The organism is uncultured Zoogloea sp., from assembly GCF_937894855.1.
Lineage (GTDB): Bacteria > Pseudomonadota > Gammaproteobacteria > Burkholderiales > Rhodocyclaceae > Zoogloea > Zoogloea oryzae.
Genome location: NZ_CALAYQ010000173.1, coordinates 14,889 through 29,994, shown reverse-complemented (window position 1 = coordinate 29,994; position 15,106 = coordinate 14,889). Strand labels below are relative to the sequence as shown.

General features: G+C 62.3%; 11 protein-coding genes. 5 read left to right on the top strand and 6 right to left on the bottom strand.

Annotated features, from left to right (window positions below; all coding sequences use genetic code 11):
• Nucleotides 1–11: 11 nt before the first annotated feature.
• The 5 genes from Q0672_RS19330 to Q0672_RS19310 form a co-directional block, all read right to left on the bottom strand.
• The gene (locus tag Q0672_RS19330) at nt 12–1,982 is read right to left on the bottom strand and encodes a long-chain fatty acid--CoA ligase (RefSeq protein ID WP_298624874.1); all 1,971 of its coding nucleotides are present in this window, start codon (nt 1,980–1,982) and stop codon (nt 12–14) included.
• A 206-nt stretch (nt 1,983–2,188) separates the two neighbouring features.
• Nucleotides 2,189–2,413: a hypothetical protein gene (locus Q0672_RS19325; RefSeq protein ID WP_298624872.1), complete on the bottom strand. Its 225-nt coding sequence runs from the start codon at nt 2,411–2,413 to the stop codon at nt 2,189–2,191.
• Nucleotides 2,414–2,899: 486 nt separating this feature from the next.
• Nucleotides 2,900–3,679 (bottom strand): class D beta-lactamase, encoded by a 780-nt coding sequence (gene blaOXA, locus Q0672_RS19320; RefSeq protein ID WP_153160519.1) that lies wholly within the window; start codon nt 3,677–3,679, stop codon nt 2,900–2,902.
• 113 nt (nt 3,680–3,792) lie between these two features.
• Nucleotides 3,793–4,122 (bottom strand): hypothetical protein, encoded by a 330-nt coding sequence (locus Q0672_RS19315; protein WP_298624870.1) that lies wholly within the window; start codon nt 4,120–4,122, stop codon nt 3,793–3,795.
• A gap of 218 nt (nt 4,123–4,340) precedes the next feature.
• Nucleotides 4,341–5,306 carry a hypothetical protein gene (locus tag Q0672_RS19310; protein WP_298624868.1) on the bottom strand — a complete coding sequence of 322 codons (966 nt, stop codon included), beginning with the start codon at nt 5,304–5,306 and terminating at the stop codon, nt 4,341–4,343.
• Nucleotides 5,307–5,504: 198 nt separating this feature from the next.
• Between Q0672_RS19310 and Q0672_RS19305 the strand changes: the two genes are divergently transcribed.
• The 4 genes from Q0672_RS19305 (at nt 5,505) to Q0672_RS19290 (ending at nt 10,479) form a co-directional block, all read left to right on the top strand.
• Complete coding sequence (locus Q0672_RS19305; protein ID WP_298624866.1) at nt 5,505–6,410, top strand: DUF2167 domain-containing protein; 906 nt, start codon at nt 5,505–5,507, stop codon at nt 6,408–6,410.
• Nucleotides 6,411–6,540: 130 nt separating this feature from the next.
• The gene (locus Q0672_RS19300; RefSeq protein WP_298624864.1) at nt 6,541–7,254 is read left to right on the top strand and encodes a site-2 protease family protein; all 714 of its coding nucleotides are present in this window, start codon (nt 6,541–6,543) and stop codon (nt 7,252–7,254) included.
• 86 nt (nt 7,255–7,340) lie between these two features.
• Complete coding sequence (locus Q0672_RS19295; protein ID WP_298624862.1) at nt 7,341–9,062, top strand: DUF2235 domain-containing protein; 1,722 nt, start codon at nt 7,341–7,343, stop codon at nt 9,060–9,062.
• Between the two features lie 70 nt (nt 9,063–9,132).
• A complete protein-coding gene (locus Q0672_RS19290; protein ID WP_298624860.1) occupies nt 9,133–10,479 on the top strand; it encodes a hypothetical protein in 1,347 nt (448 codons plus the stop codon).
• A gap of 125 nt (nt 10,480–10,604) precedes the next feature.
• On the opposite strand, the gene icmF is transcribed toward Q0672_RS19290, so the two are convergent.
• Nucleotides 10,605–13,871 (bottom strand): fused isobutyryl-CoA mutase/GTPase IcmF, encoded by a 3,267-nt coding sequence (icmF, locus tag Q0672_RS19285; protein WP_298624858.1) that lies wholly within the window; start codon nt 13,869–13,871, stop codon nt 10,605–10,607.
• A 220-nt stretch (nt 13,872–14,091) separates the two neighbouring features.
• On the opposite strand from icmF, the gene Q0672_RS19280 reads away from it, so the two are divergent.
• Complete coding sequence (locus Q0672_RS19280) at nt 14,092–15,084, top strand: AraC family transcriptional regulator (protein WP_298624856.1); 993 nt, start codon at nt 14,092–14,094, stop codon at nt 15,082–15,084.
• Nucleotides 15,085–15,106: the final 22 nt, after the last annotated feature.

Here is a 15,106-nt window from a genome sequence, read left to right as displayed (position 1 = left end):
GTCGCTCTCCGTCAGGCCGCTTTCCGCGCGGGCGGAAAGATCTTGGCGTCCTCGATACGCAGGTCGGCAGACACCTTGTTGGTGCGGCCGTCCTCGTAGGTCACCTGGGTTTCGATGAACTGGCTCTTCTTGCCGGCGTAAAGGGCGTCGATGAGCACCTCGTACTTCTCGGCCACGAAGTTGCGGCGGACCTTGCGGGTGCGGGTCAGCTCGCCGTCGTCGGCGTCGAGCTCCTTGTGGAGCACGAGGAAGCGCTTGATCTGCGAATCACACATCTTGGGGTCGGCGGCGAGGTCGGCATTGACCTGCTCGACGCACTCGCGGATCAGGTCGTACACCTGCGGCTGGCAGGCGAGATCGGTGTAGCCCGAGTAGGCCATGCCCTTGCGCTCGGCCCAGTTGCCCACGGCTTCCAGGTCGATGTTCACAAACGCGGTGACGAAATCACGGCCGTTGCCAAAGCACACGACTTCCTTGATGTGCTGGAAGAACTTGAGCTTGTTCTCGATGTAGTTGGGCGCAAACATGCCGCCGCTGGTGAGCTTGCCCACGTCCTTGGCGCGATCGATGATCTTCAGGTGGCCGTCGGCGTCGAAGAAGCCCGCGTCGCCGGTCATGAAGTAGCCCTCGGCGTTGATGGACTCGGCGGTGGCATCCGGGCGCTTGTAGTAGGCCTTGAGCAGCATCGGGCCGCGCACCAGGATCTCGCCGTTGTCGGCCAGCTTGACCTCGACATTCGGCGCCGGGGTGCCGACAGAATCGAGCTTGATCTGGCCGTCGGGCTGCAGGCACACGTAGGCGCAGGTTTCGGTCTGGCCGTAGAGCTGCTTGAGGTTGATGCCGATGGAGCGGTAGAAGCGGAACAGATCCGGCCCGATGGCCGCACCGGCGGTGTAGGCCACGCGGATGCGGCTCATGCCGAGCACGTTCTTGAGCGGGCCGTAGATCAGCAGGTTGCCGAGCCAGTACTGCAGGCGGTCGCCGCCGGAGACCGGCTTGCCGTCGAGGATGTCCGCGCCGCAGCGGCGGGCCACGTCCATGAAGTGATGGAAGAGCTTGCGCTTGATGCCGCCGGCGTCTTCCATGCGGATCATCACCTGGGTGAGCAGGTTCTCGAAGACCCGCGGCGGGGCGAAGTAATAGGTGGGGCCGATCTCGCGCAGGTCGTTCATCACCGTCTCGCCCGATTCGGGGCAGTTGATGGTGAAGCCGGCCACCAGCGCCTGGGCGTAGGAGAACAGGTGATCGCCCACCCACGCCATCGGCAGGTAGGAGAGGATGTCGTCCTCGTCCGACAGCTTGTCGAACTGGCAGCCGCCCTGGGCCGCGGCGATGAAGGCGCCGTGGGTCTGGCACACGCCCTTGGGCTTGCCGGTGGTGCCCGAGGTGTAGAGCATCACCGACACGTCGTCGGGGCTGCCCTTGTCGATCTCGTGGCCGAGGAAGTCCGGGTGGTTGCGGTCGTGGATGCGGCCCATCTCGAGCACTTCATCCAGGCCGTGCAGGAAGGTCTGGTTGTAGTGGCGCAGGCCGCGGGGGTCGTCGTAGATGACGTGCTCGAGGAGGGGCAGCCCTTCCTTGATCTCGAGCATCTTGTCCACCTGCTCCTGGTCCTCGACGCAGGCGAAGCGGATCTCCGCGTCCTGCATCACGTAGGACATCTCCTGGGCCACGGCGTCCTGGTACATCATCACCGGAATGCCGCCCAGGCACTGGCAGGCCGCCACCGACCAGTACAGCCGCGGCCGGTTGTCGCCGACCACCGCCAGGCGGTCGCCGCGCTTGAAGCCCAGCTCGGCCAGCCCGCTGGCAATGGCGCGCACCCGCTCGGCCACTTCGGCCCAGGTGTAGGTTTGCCAGATGCCGTATTCCTTTTCGCGCATCGCCGGCCGATTGGGCCGCTGCCGGGCGTGGTGCATCAGCAGGCGCGGAAAGGTGTCCAGGCTGCCCATCTCGGCCGAAGTCTCGCCGGTGTTTGCCATCCCCATCCTCCTCCGGTCTTGTCTCGCGTCGTGCCCGCGGTCCGGAAACGGCCGCGGATAGTGTGTTTTGTGACGTGAGGACAGTCTGGCAAACCATGTTTGCTCAACTGTTTTTCAAATGTACGGAATTGTGATTGGGGTACGGAAACTGAAGCCGCGCGCGAAAACGGCGGCCAAAATGGCGCGAAAAGTCGCGTCGGGCGCACTTACATGTCGCAAAGGCGAATGGCGCACGATGAATGCCAGACGCGCTTCTCCGCGATCTCCGGCAGCGCCGGGTAAGGGTTGATTCCACGCGCATCGAGGCGCTGCAACTTGTCCGCAGGGGGCGGTGGGCGATCGTCTGCTCTGAAGGGCGCTTTTTTATACTTTTTATACATCGGCGGTGCTACAAGGTGAGCCCTGCCAGCCCCCCAAAGATCGATCTCCATGCCGCCTCCAGATACTTCGATCCATTGGGTTGATATCGACGGATGTCTTCACGAAGTGTCAGTCATCGTGATCTCGGGACCGACGTGGTTCGCATATGGGCAGATCGGGAAGATATCGATCGGCGTAACGGGTGCGTCGATTGATCAGGCGCTCAATACCTGGAAAAAAAATGCCACCGAACGGCGCTTCGCTCGCTAGGGCGCTGCGTACTTCCGCCCAGGCTTTTCTCGATCGCCGTCCACCGCCCGGGCTCGGCCCCACGCTTCAACTCGGCGAGGAAGTTGGCGGCGGGCCAGAGAGCCTAGCCCTGGCCGTCACCAATGCCCGGCAGCACGCTTAGGCGAGCGACAACCCGCTCATCGATCACGACGTTCAATCTAGGCAGTGGGTCCAGCTTTAGCTGGGCGATTCTTCGCGTGTATTCACGCGCCGGTTTTCGCCCGCGGCTTCAGGACGCGCGCGATTTGCCGGCCTTTCCCGGCACTTCAGGGCGTGTCGGGGAGGATGCCGAGGGCTTTCAGCGAGGCCCTGGTAAGCGCCGGGCGCAGGGCCAGATCGGCCTGCTGGCGGATGTCGATGTTGGTGGCGAAGACCCAGGTGTCGTCCGGGGTTTCCACGTAGCCCACGTACCAGCCGATCTGCGGTGTGGCGCGGGCGGCCCAGCCGGTCTTGGCGTAGAGGGCGTAGGCCGGAGTGCGCTCGGCGAGCATCACGGCCTTGAGGGTGGCGTAGTTTTCGGCATCGAAGGGCAGTTGCCGGCGGACCACCTGCTTGAGAAACGCCACCTGCTCCTGCGCGCTGATCTGCAGCGCCCCATCCAGCCAGAAGGTGGTGGTGTCGAAAGGTTCGGTGAGCTCACCATAGCCGGCCTTGCGGATGTAGCGGCGGTAGGCTTCGCCGCCGACCCGCTCGGCCATCTGCTGGTAGCACCACACGCAGGAGACGCGGAAGGCGCTGGCCAGGGTCTGGTCGCGGTTCCAGTCGGGGATGTCATGCTGCCGGCCGTCCCACTTGAGCACGCTGTCGGCGGTGATGGCCTTTTCCTGCAGGGCGATCAGGGTATTGAAGACCTTGAAGGTGGACGCGGAGGCAAAGCGCCGCGCCGCCCGGGTGTCGTCGTGAATGAACGTGCGGCCGTCGCGCAGGGCGCTCACCACCAGCGTCCCCTCGACCTGCTGGCCGGCAAACACCGCGGCGATGCGGGCGTCCTCGGCAGACGCAAGCTGGGCGAAGGCGAAAAGGGCGACGAAGACGAGGCGTTTCACGGGCGGGACGCAGGGCGTGGCGGGTCCGTCATCTTACCGGCGCGACGGCCGCCATCGCCCATGAAAACGCCGCCCTCAGGCGGCGTGGGGTGGAACGACGATCGGGCTGGCGGTCAATTGGTGTCGCGGCCGCCGATCGGGCCAAGCTGCTGGTTCACATCGGACCACTGGGTCCAGCCGTAATAGGAGCCCTGATAGGTGTCGCCACTGCGATAGGCATCGGAGTCCTTCATCATGTCGGTCCTGACCGAGCCTTGCGAGCCGCCCGCGGCGGTAGGCTCCATGCTGTCGTAGGGATCGCTCCCCATGCTGCGGTGCAGGCTCATGTCGTAGGAAAACGCCTGCAGGCTGTCGTAAAGATCGGCTGCGCCGGCGGGCGCGACGGCCAGAACGCTTCCCATCAGGAAACCGGCACCGATTTTCGCCAAGAGACTCTTTTTCATGTTGTCCTCCGTTGGGTGTTCCTCCCTGAAAAAGAGTGGTGGAACAGCGCCCGGATGAACCCGGGAGCCGCTCCCGATTGCAGGCGGGCACCTGAATGCCCGCCTGCCATGACCACCAGATTGACCCGCCCAGGAGGCAGGTCCGGATCGGCTTCTGTCACCTTTTCATCATAGTCGACGGATTTACTCAACAAAGGAGAATCGCCACACCGGGGCGATCACTTGGCGGCGGTGCGCAGCGGGCCGCTGCCCCGCTCGGGCGGCAACACGTCATCCAGCGCCAGCAGGGCCAGCACGCCGGCCACCAGCGAGCGGTGGGCCAGCGGGGTATTGGCATACCAGCGGGAGAGATAGCTGCGCAGGCTGCTGCGGGCGTCGTCGGGGTCGAGGTTCATGTAGCCGAGGGCCTGCCAGTTTTCCGGGTTGCGCTCGAAGAGGGGCAGCAGCAGATTGGCCAGCACCTCGTTCTTCTCGCGCAGATAGGGGTTGTGGCGCAGCTCGTCCTCGTGGGCCTGCAGCCAGGCAGCCAGCGGCGCGTCGGGCGGCAGGCGGCGGTGGCCTTCGGAGACCAGCAGGTCGAAGAAGCGCCGCAGCCGGTCGGCCTCGCCCGCCCATTCTGGCCCGGGTGGCTCCGATTCCCAGCGCTGGGCGAGATGACGCAGGGTGAACAGGGAGGCCGTCTCGCAGAGGGTTTCCTCGAACCACTGGTTGTCCCGCCGGGGCGGGCTGCCTGCCGGGTGGGCGTCGTGGTTGGACATCACATGGCACAGCTCGTGGGCGAACTCGTAGGCGTAGAGATGCCAGTTCTCGTCGCGGGCGTGCAGGCGGATGCGGAACTCGCCGCCGGGCCCACGGCCGTAGAGCGCCATCGGCGGGCCATCGGTGTGGGTGACGACGATGGGCACGGTGAGCCCGCTCGGCAGACGGGGCAGCAACTCATCGGCCACGGCGTTCAGCACTGTCTCGATGGATTCCTTGCGCCCGCGCCCCCAGCCGCCGCCCTGCACCTGAATGCTCAGGCCGAGCTTGCGGCCTTGGGATTTCTTGACCGGCACCTCGCCGCCGTCGGCCCAGGCCAGGGAGCACATCACCGAGGCCAGGATGAAGGGCACGCGCATGCCCCGCCGCAGCCAGTCGGCCGTGACGGCATCACGGAAGAACGAGCGTCTGCGCTTCCTGTTCATGTCACCCGCGATCTGGCGACGGAGCCGGCCGGATGCCCGCCCCTCGTTCCATCATAGATCGCCCCGAAAGAATGCCAAGACGACCGGCAATCCGCCCTCCAAGTGCCAATTAGCACACAAAGTCTCACCCACCGTGGGCGTTATCATCGGATGTGATCCGTTCTCGTCACACTTTTTCACCTCCGGATCGGCCCCTAGATGATGATCTCTGCCCTTCGCCGCTCCCTTCTCACGCTGGCGCTCTGCCTTCCCTGCCTGTCCACGGCCCTCGCCGTCGATGCCCCGCCGACGGCTGCCGAGGCACGCATCGAGGCCGCGGCCCTGGCCGCCCAGGCTGCCGTGCAGATGGGCCCGCGGGAGATCGAGCTGGGCGATCAGGGCGTGCTCAAGCTGCCCGAAGGCTTCGGCTTCATCCCGAAGGCCGAGGCCCAGGCGCTGATGGAAGCCCAGGGCAACAAGAACGGCGGCAAGGGTTTCCACGGGCTGGTGGTGAGCCCCGATCTGGCCGGCTTCGTGGCGGTGGAATTCACCCCCGCCGGCTACGTGAAGGACGAGGAAGCCCGCGACTGGAACGCCGACGAGCTCCTCAAGAACCTCAAGGACGGCACCGAGGCCGCCAATGCCGAGCGCCGCAACCGCGGCCTGCCAGAGTTCAACGTGGTCGGCTGGGTCGAGGTGCCGAGCTACGACCCCGCCACCCACCGGCTGGTGTGGTCGGTGGCCGCCCGCGCCAAGGATCCCCAGGGCCGCGGCGACGGGGTCAACTACAACACCTACGTGCTGGGCCGCGAGGGCTACTTCTCGATGAACCTCGTCACCAGCATGGATCGGGTCGAACTGGAAAAGCCCACCACCCGCGAACTGCTGGCCGCCCTGACCTTCAACGAGGGCAAGCGCTACGCCGGCTTCAACGCCGCCACCGACCGCATGGCCGAGTACGGCCTGGCCGCGCTGGTGGGCGGGATGGCCGCCAAGAAGCTCGGGCTGTTCGCCAGCCTGGGGCTGTTTGTCGCCAAGTTCTGGAAGGTCGGCCTGCTGGCGATGGTCGGTCTGGGCGCCGGCGCCAGCCGTGTGCTGGGCCGCAAGAAGGACACCACGCCCTGATTTGAGCGATTTCGCCGCCAGTCGAGAACTTGCCCACAAGCGGCATGTCCAGGAGAATCCACTGGCAAACTAATTCGGCATCTCGGATGGACGGCCCTGCGCGGGCCGTTTTTCATGGATGCGCCCGGTCATGAAACTCCTCCTGCTTCTTCTCGGCGGCGCCAAGTTCGGCAAGCTGCTCACCACCGCCGGCACCATGCTGCTGTCCATCGGCGCCTACGCCCTGATCTGGGGCTGGCGCTACGCCGCCGGTTTTGTCGCGCTGATCTTCTGCCACGAGATGGGCCACTACCTGGCCGCGCGCCGGCGTGGCCTCAACGTGGGTGCGCCCACCTTCATCCCCTTCCTCGGCGCATGGATCGAGCTGAAGGAGCAGCCCATGAACGCCGAGACCGAAGCCTACGTGGCGATGGCCGGCCCCGTGGCGGGCACCGCCGCCTCGCTGCTGTGCTATTTCGTGGCCCGCTCGGAAGGCAGCGACCTGCTGCTGGCCCTGGCCTATTCCGGCTTCTTCCTCAACCTGTTCAACCTGATCCCGGTTCCGCCGCTGGATGGCGGGCGGATGACCGGCGTGGTGTCGCCGAAGTTCTGGCTCGTCGGCGCGCCGGTGCTGGTGGCGATCTTCCTGTGGCGCCCCAGCCCGATGCTGGTGATCGTCGCCCTGCTGGCCGCCCCCCACATGTGGCGCGCCTTCCGCGGCGAGGCCGCGCCTGCCCCCGGCTACTACGACACTCCGCCGGCCAAGCGCATCGAATACGCCGTGCTCTACCTGGGCCTGACCGCCTGGCTGGCCGTGATGACCCACGACGTGCACGAGATGCTGTCCGCCGTGCGCCGAGGGTAGCCAACAAGTCAACATGCATACCGGAAAAATGTCTGCTATAGATACTTAAGGACGTTTTCATTCAGATATGCCAACGGAGGTCCGGTATGCACTCATCAGAGCCCCGCAATATCGTCGTGTGCTGTGACGGCACCGGTAATGTATGGAGCCCCGGGCGAGATAAAACCAATGTCACCAAGCTATACGAAGCACTAGAGAAGTCAGACGGACAGCTCACCTATTACGACCCTGGAGTCGGCACCGCAGATGGCACGCTTGCCGGCGATGGTAGCGGGGGTTTGCGATTTCGCGACACCCTCCAGCGTGTCGGCGGTCTCGCATTTGGGGATGGCGTTTGGACCAATGTAGCCGAAGCCTACACATTCCTCTTACGCAACTACCGCGAAGGCGACCGAATATTTCTTTTCGGCTTTTCTCGCGGAGCATTTACCGTCCGCGCCCTCTCAGGCCTGGTCCTCATGTTCGGACTACTACGCCAAGAACATGAAAACCTTATTACTTCTGCCTTACGCATTTACCGAAGCAAGAACTCGACCAAGAAAAGCAAGAAGAACAGAGAAGAAGCCGCTAGGGACTTCAAGAGCTCTTTCGCTCAACGCTATGGCGACACGCGTGACGTCCCAATTCACTTTATTGGGGTATGGGATACGGTCGAATCCGTAGGCATCTGGCAATTCGTCGGCGCGTCGATCACTAGCGACCCGACGGTTAAACCGGGCCTCCATCATGTCCGCCACGCGCTAGCGTTAGACGAACTTCGGTGGCCATTCAAACCCAGGCTCTACAGTTCACCAGTCGAAAAGCTGGAAAATCACAGCTACAAACAGGTCTGGTTCCGTGGATCACACTCGGATGTCGGTGGAGGCTACAAGGATGACTCGGGGCTAGCCAATATCACTTTAGGCTGGATGGTCCACGAAGCCTCAGAGAAAGCACTTTTTGTAGATACAGTAGCACTGACGAGTCAATATCAGGGTGACGCCTTGGCCACCCTGCATAGCGAGATTACATCGATGCCTATGTGGGTTCTGACGGGCATGTTTGGCCGCGAGCTTCCAGCCGAGCTCACCATCCACGACAGCGTTATGGAACGCACGCAAGCGGGTGATCCTCCGCCACTCACACTGCCCACTATTTATTCATGTGAAAAGACCCAAAAGAGCACCCCCTCAACAAAAACTTATCTAAATAGCGCACCCGGACAACCCCGCCACCAACACTCTTCAAAATTACTGCTTCTGACGATGGCTATCTGCGCTGCAATCGCTAGCGCAATCTTTGCTTCCGGAGGAGCAAGAGCCAGGCAACTCGCACTGGACTTTCAACCCTGCTACATCCTTGGCGCATGCCAAGACCTCGGCAGTTACCTCGAAGCTTTTCCCTCCGGGCGCGAGGGGGTACTGTATTTATTAAGACTAGACGGACTATTCATCTTCTTCTACTCAATCTCCATTATTCTCTTGTTGTTCTACATGCTTCAATGGCGCAGCCAAACCAGCTATCCATCCAAGCACCTAGGCCGTCTTGCATGCTTCTCTGCAGTCGGGCTACCGCTAGCCGATATCGCAAAGAATACGCTCTCGGCTTGGGCAATTCAGACCCACCTGCAAAAAGCTATAAGTGTGCCACTGCTCCCGATTGAATTTTGGATCTTCGTCTATTCAGCCGGCACCTCGATGTTCGTTGTTATGAAATTCGTCTTACTAGCTTCACTGGCTTTCGTTTTGCTTTACACCGGAGTAAGCGCTCTCACACAAGGCCGACGAGTCCACAAAAAAACAGGGGCAAGCGTAACAACCATCCGGTAGCCACACCCAATTACAAGATTAGCGTTCAGGCGATTCATCACTCCAACACAAAATCGACGAGGAGGCGACAATGAAGCAAACACTTATCCTGGCTGCAGTGATGGCCTGCATTACTCAAGCCCACGCAGGCACTAATGTAGGATTTGCGACCTACGGACGGGCCAAAATACCCGCGGAGTGCAAATCCGCAACCATAGATGAATCAACAGTGCAAATTAACAATAGGATTCTCAACTGCAACTGCGTATCGATTCTGCCGCGCTTCCTTCGCCCGAAAACCGCAGAAGCGAAAGAGGCCATGGCGGCGCCTGGCCACAATTTTGTCGTACTCTTGAAATCAGTATGGATGGGGAACTTTACCCCGGAACGGCAATGGTTCTCCTTCGACGCGCCCCACTCGCAATACGCTCTTGTCGCAAAAGCTTTCCAATATGGTGACAGCAGCGGTGGCCTGGACTTTTCCCCACAAGCCCACACATCAGGACGAGTCATTTACTTCAGCGACGATGTTCGTCCGGGTCAGTTCCTTAACTTCGGGCAATTAATCATCTCCGGCCCTGTCCAATACAAAGGAAACCCGGTCGCCATCAGTTTGTTCGCCATTGAGATCGATAGCGACAAGAAGAACGAACGCAGCGCAAATCTCATATCCACCTTAGCTGCAATCGGACGAACCGTCGCAGCGCCTGCTTCACCTGTACTGAACGTATTGGAAACTATTGGCACAACGCTAGTGCGCCTAAACAAAGACGATCTCAACTTACGTTACGACACGATAAGCCTGGACGCCGGAGGTCTGCGAGGCGAGTTACCTGCGGCATTTCTTGCTTACGGTGACTATATCCTCTTACGCAACGAGAAGCGGGATCTACCTTTCCAGGAGATCGGATCACTTTTCTACAACCCGACGGAAAGCCGGCTGTATGAAGACGAAGAGTGCAAGCGCTTATGGCCAGGCAGAACGCCCGGCGACGCCTACGCAGTCATTCAGGTCAACAAGCAACAAACGGAATCGACAGCCGCCAACTATCAGACGTTTTCGGAATTGAAAACGCTAATCGAAAACGCAGAAGAAACAAAAACGAACGACTTCAAGAAAGCAGGCGATAAAATCGCAGAAACCCTGCAAGCCAATAGCAACTACCGCCGCATTCTGAGCGCAATAGAAAGCGGGGAGGCACATATTGGAAAAAACAACATCGACCCCAAAACAAAGGCGAGAATAAAGATTGCGCTTAACGACCTAGAGAAAAGCTTTTCCACCGATCCAAAAGCCAACGAAAAACTGAACTCTGAGCAGTCTTTGATTCTCATCAACCGCTTGCGGAGCATTTCAGACGATCGATCAAACGAAATATCCAGCAGCGATTTCAAAGCAAGCACCATGCTCGCTATTTTTGAGGAAAAATGGAAATAGAACTTTTCAGTTACGCCCCAATAACCGATTGAAAAATCAGACGTGATTCACTACTTGGAGCACTGTCCAGAACACCTGTACGCGTCTGCCAACACGGGCTTAGCGCGTACAGGGTCCAAGAGAGTTTACATGCTCCGCCGGTACTGACCACCCACGTCGTACAGCGCGGTGGTGATCTGGCCCAGGGAGCAGTACTTCACCGCATCCACCAGCACCGCGAAGACGTTGCCGTTTTCGATGACGGTCTCTTTGAGCTTCGCGAGCCACTTGGGCGCTTCCTCGGCGTTGCGGGCCTGGAAGTCGGCCAGGCGCTGGAGCTGGCTCTGCTTTTCGTCTTCACTGGAGCGGGCCAGTTCGATTTCCTGCTGGGCCATGCCCTTCGGGTTGAGGAAGGTATTGACGCCGATGATCGGGTAGGAGCCGTCGTGCTTCTTGTGCTCGTAATAGAGCGACTCTTCCTGGATCTTGCCGCGCTGGAAGCCGGTTTCCATTGCGCCCAGCACGCCGCCGCGGGAGCTGATGGCTTCGAACTCCTTGAGCACCGCTTCTTCGACGAGGTCGGTGAGTTCCTCGATGATGAAGGCGCCCTGGTTGGGGTTCTCGTTGTTGGCGAGGCCCCATTCGCGGTTGATGATCAGCTGGATCGCCATCGCCCGGCGCACCGATTCCTCGGTCGGGGTGGTGATCGCCTCGTCGTAGGCGTTGGTGTGCAGCGAGTTGCAGTTGTCGTAGATGGCGATCAGCGCCTGCAGCGTGGTGCGGATGTCGTTGAAGTCCATCTCCTGGGCGTGCAGCGAGCGGCCGGAAGTTTGAATGTGGTACTTCAGCTTCTGGCTGCGCTCGTTGGCGCCGTACTTGTTCTTCATCGCCACGGCCCAGATGCGGCGGGCGACGCGGCCGATCACCGAGTATTCCGGGTCCATGCCGTTGCTGAAGAAGAAGCTCAGGTTGGGCGCGAAGTCGTCGATGTGCATGCCGCGGGCGAGGTAGCTCTCGACATACGTGAAGCCGTTGGACAGCGTGAAGGCCAGCTGGCTGATCGGGTTCGCGCCGGCTTCGGCGATGTGGTAGCCGGAGATCGACACCGAGTAGAAGTTCTGCACCTTGTTATGGACGAAGAACTCCTGGATGTCGCCCATCATCTTGAGGGCGAATTCGGTGGAGAAGATGCAGGTGTTCTGGCCCTGGTCTTCCTTCAGGATGTCGGCCTGCACGGTGCCGCGCACGGTGGCGAGCACCCATTCGCGGATCTTCTGGTATTCGTCGTCGGTGGCGTCGCGGCCGTTCTGGGCCTTGAACTTGGCGAGCTGCTGCTCCAGCGCGGTGTTGAAGAACATCGCCAGGATGATGGGCGCCGGGCCGTTGATGGTCATCGACACGGAGGTGGTCGGGTTGACCAGGTCGAAGCCGTCGTACAGCACCTTCATGTCGTCCAGCGTGGCGATGGACACGCCGGAGTTGCCGATCTTGCCGTAGATGTCCGGACGCGGATCCGGGTCGCAGCCGTACAGCGTCACCGAGTCGAAGGCGGTGGAGAGGCGATGGGCCGGCATGCCCTCGGAAACCTTCTTGAAGCGGCGGTTGGTGCGGAAGGCGTCGCCTTCGCCGGCGAACATCCGGGTCGGGTCTTCACCTTCGCGCTTGAAGGCGAACACGCCGGCGGTGAAGGGGAAGGAGCCGGGGACGTTTTCCTTCATCAGGAAGCGCAGGGTCTCGCCGTCGTCCTCGAAGCGCGGCAGGGCGACCTTGCGGATCTTGCTGCCCGAGAGGGATTCGGTGGTGAGAACGGTGCGGATTTCCTTGTCGCGGATCTTCACCACGTACTCGTCGGCCGAATACAGCTCGACGGTCTTCGGCCACATGTCGAGGAGCTTGCGGCTGGTGGCGGTGAGCTCGCCGTCCTTCCACTCGATGAGTTCGGCAAAGCTGCCGGCGTCCTTCTTGCAGCCTTCGAAGAGCTGCTTGGAGATACGCAGGGCCTGACGTTCGCGGGCGACGCGGGCCTGTTCGGACGTGTGCTTGTGGTAGCCGCGCACGGTATCGGCGATCTCGGCGAGGTAACGGGTGCGCTCGGCCGGGACGATGGCACGGCCGCGGCTGGAGGCCTTCACCGCCACGATGGGCAGCTTGGCGCCGTGCAGCTTAAGGCCCTTGGCGGCGAGCGCCGGAGCCAGCGCCTGGTACAGGGCGGTCACGCCGTCGTCGTTGAAGCGGGCGGCCATGGTGCCGAACACCGGCATCTCGTCAGTGTTCTGGTTGAACAGCTCGCGGTTGCGCTGGTACTGCTTGCGTACGTCGCGCAGGGCGTCTTCCGCGCCCTTGCGGTCGAACTTGTTGATGGCCACGAAATCGGCGAAGTCGAGCATGTCGATCTTCTCGAGCTGGCTGGCAGCGCCGAATTCGGGGGTCATCACATACAGCGACACATCGACGAAGGGGACGATGGCGGCATCGCCCTGGCCAATGCCGGAGGTTTCGACGATCACGAGATCGAAACCGGCCAGCTTGGTGGCGGCGATGACTTCGGGGAGGGAGACGGAAACTTCCTTGCCGGTGTCGCGGGTGGCCAGCGAACGCATGAAGATGTTCGGATGCTCGATGGCATTCATGCGGATGCGGTCGCCCAGCAGCGCGCCGCCGGTGCGCTTGCGCGACGGGTCGATGGAGATGATCGCAAGCTTGAGCTGGTCGTTCTGGTCGAGGCGGAAGCGGCGCACCAGCTCGTCGGTGAGGCTGGACTTGCCGGCGCCACCGGTGCCGGTGATGCCCAGCGCCGGGGTCTTGAGGCTCTTGGCGGCCTCGATGACCGCGGTCTTCACGGCGTCCGGGTAGGCGCCATTTTCAAGGCCGGTGATGATCTTGGCGAGCACGCGACGATCGCCCGACTTGAGGGCTTCCACCACGGCGTCGGCACCCTGCGGGCCGGCGTGGGAGAGGTCCTGGTCGCACTTCTCGACGAGGTCGTTGATCATGCCCTGCAGGCCCAGCACCGCGCCGTCTTCGGGCGAGTAGATGCGGGTGACGCCGTAGTCGTGGAGTTCCTTGATCTCGGCCGGGACGATCACGCCGCCGCCGCCGCCGAAGACCTTGATGTTCTCGCCGCCGTTCTCGCGCAGCAGGTCGATCATGTACTTGAAGAACTCGACGTGGCCGCCCTGGTACGAGGTGATGGCGATGCCCTGCACGTCTTCCTGGAGCGCCGCGTTCACGATCTCGCCCACCGAGCGGTTGTGGCCGAGGTGGATCACCTCGGAGCCGGTGGACTGAAGAATCCGCCGCATGATGTTGATGGACGCATCATGTCCATCAAAAAGTGCTGCGGCAGTGACGAAACGCACCTTGTTCTTGGGCTTATAGGCGACGAGTTTCTTGGCAACGCTCAGGTCGGTCATGCTGTCTCCCCCAACTCATGTTTATCAGTCCTTGAATGGTAGAAGGCCGCCCACGCCTTTGCCATTGCCGTTGTCGACGGGATTCGTGCAAAATCCGCCAAACGGCAGGCAGCGTCGCCAGCCCTGACTCCACCGGATCGGAGAACCCCCTTTGGCAAGCTCCGCAGCCCGCAAACGCACAAGCGTATCAATGGGTTTCGTCACCGGAATGCTTTCCGGAATGCTGCGTCGCAATATCGACCCAGCCCCCCACCTGGCCGGACTCGACATCGATCTTGCAGACGCGGCCAGTCGGGTGCCGGTCGACCGCTACGCGACCCTCTACAACCGGATCATCGCCGCCCTCGATGACGAAGGCTTCGGGCTGTTTTCCGGCAGCATGCGGCCGGGCAGTTTCGAGTTCCTGTGCCGGGGCATGCTCGGCGCCCCGACCCTCGCCGACGCCCTCGACCGGGCCCGGCGTTTCCTGTCCATCGTGCTGCCCGATCTGGCGGTGAGCATCGAACGCCGCGACACCCGGGCCGAGCTGCACATCGTCGAATCCGCGCCCCTCACCGCCCACCCGGACGATCCGGCGCGGGTGTTCGCCTTCGAGTGGCTGCTGCGCCTCCTCCACAGCCTGTCGTGCTGGCTGGCCGGGCGCGGGCTGGCGCTGGATTCGGTGGATTTCCCGTTCAGCCGCCCGGACCACGCCGACGACTACGTGCTGGTCTATACCGAACGCTCCAGCTTCGTCGGCGGGAAGCGCCTCACCGCCCACTTCAACGCCACCCTGCTGGACCTGCCGATCCGCCGCGACGAGGCCGCCCTCGCCAGCTTCCTCGAAGGCGCGCCGGGCCGCATCAGCATGCTCTACCGGCGCGACCGGGCCACCGTGCTGCGGGTGCGTGACCTGATCCGCGACGCCCTGCCGGCGAGCCTCTCGCAGGACGACGTGGCGAGCCGCCTGCACATGTCGCCGCGCACCCTGCACCGCCGCCTCGAAGAAGAAGGGGCGAGCTTCCGCGGCATCAAGGAAGCCCTGCGCCGCGACATCGCCCTGGCCCGCCTCACCAAGACCCGCCAGCCCATCGCCCAGGTGGCCGCCGACCTGGGCTACGCCGACACCTCGGCCTTCTACCGCGCCTTCACCGGCTGGACTGGCATGTCGCCCGAACGCTACCGACGGCAACTCGCCGGTCAAAGCCACGAAAAACGCGGCGACCCATCCTAGAATTGCGCCATCCGTCCGTCCG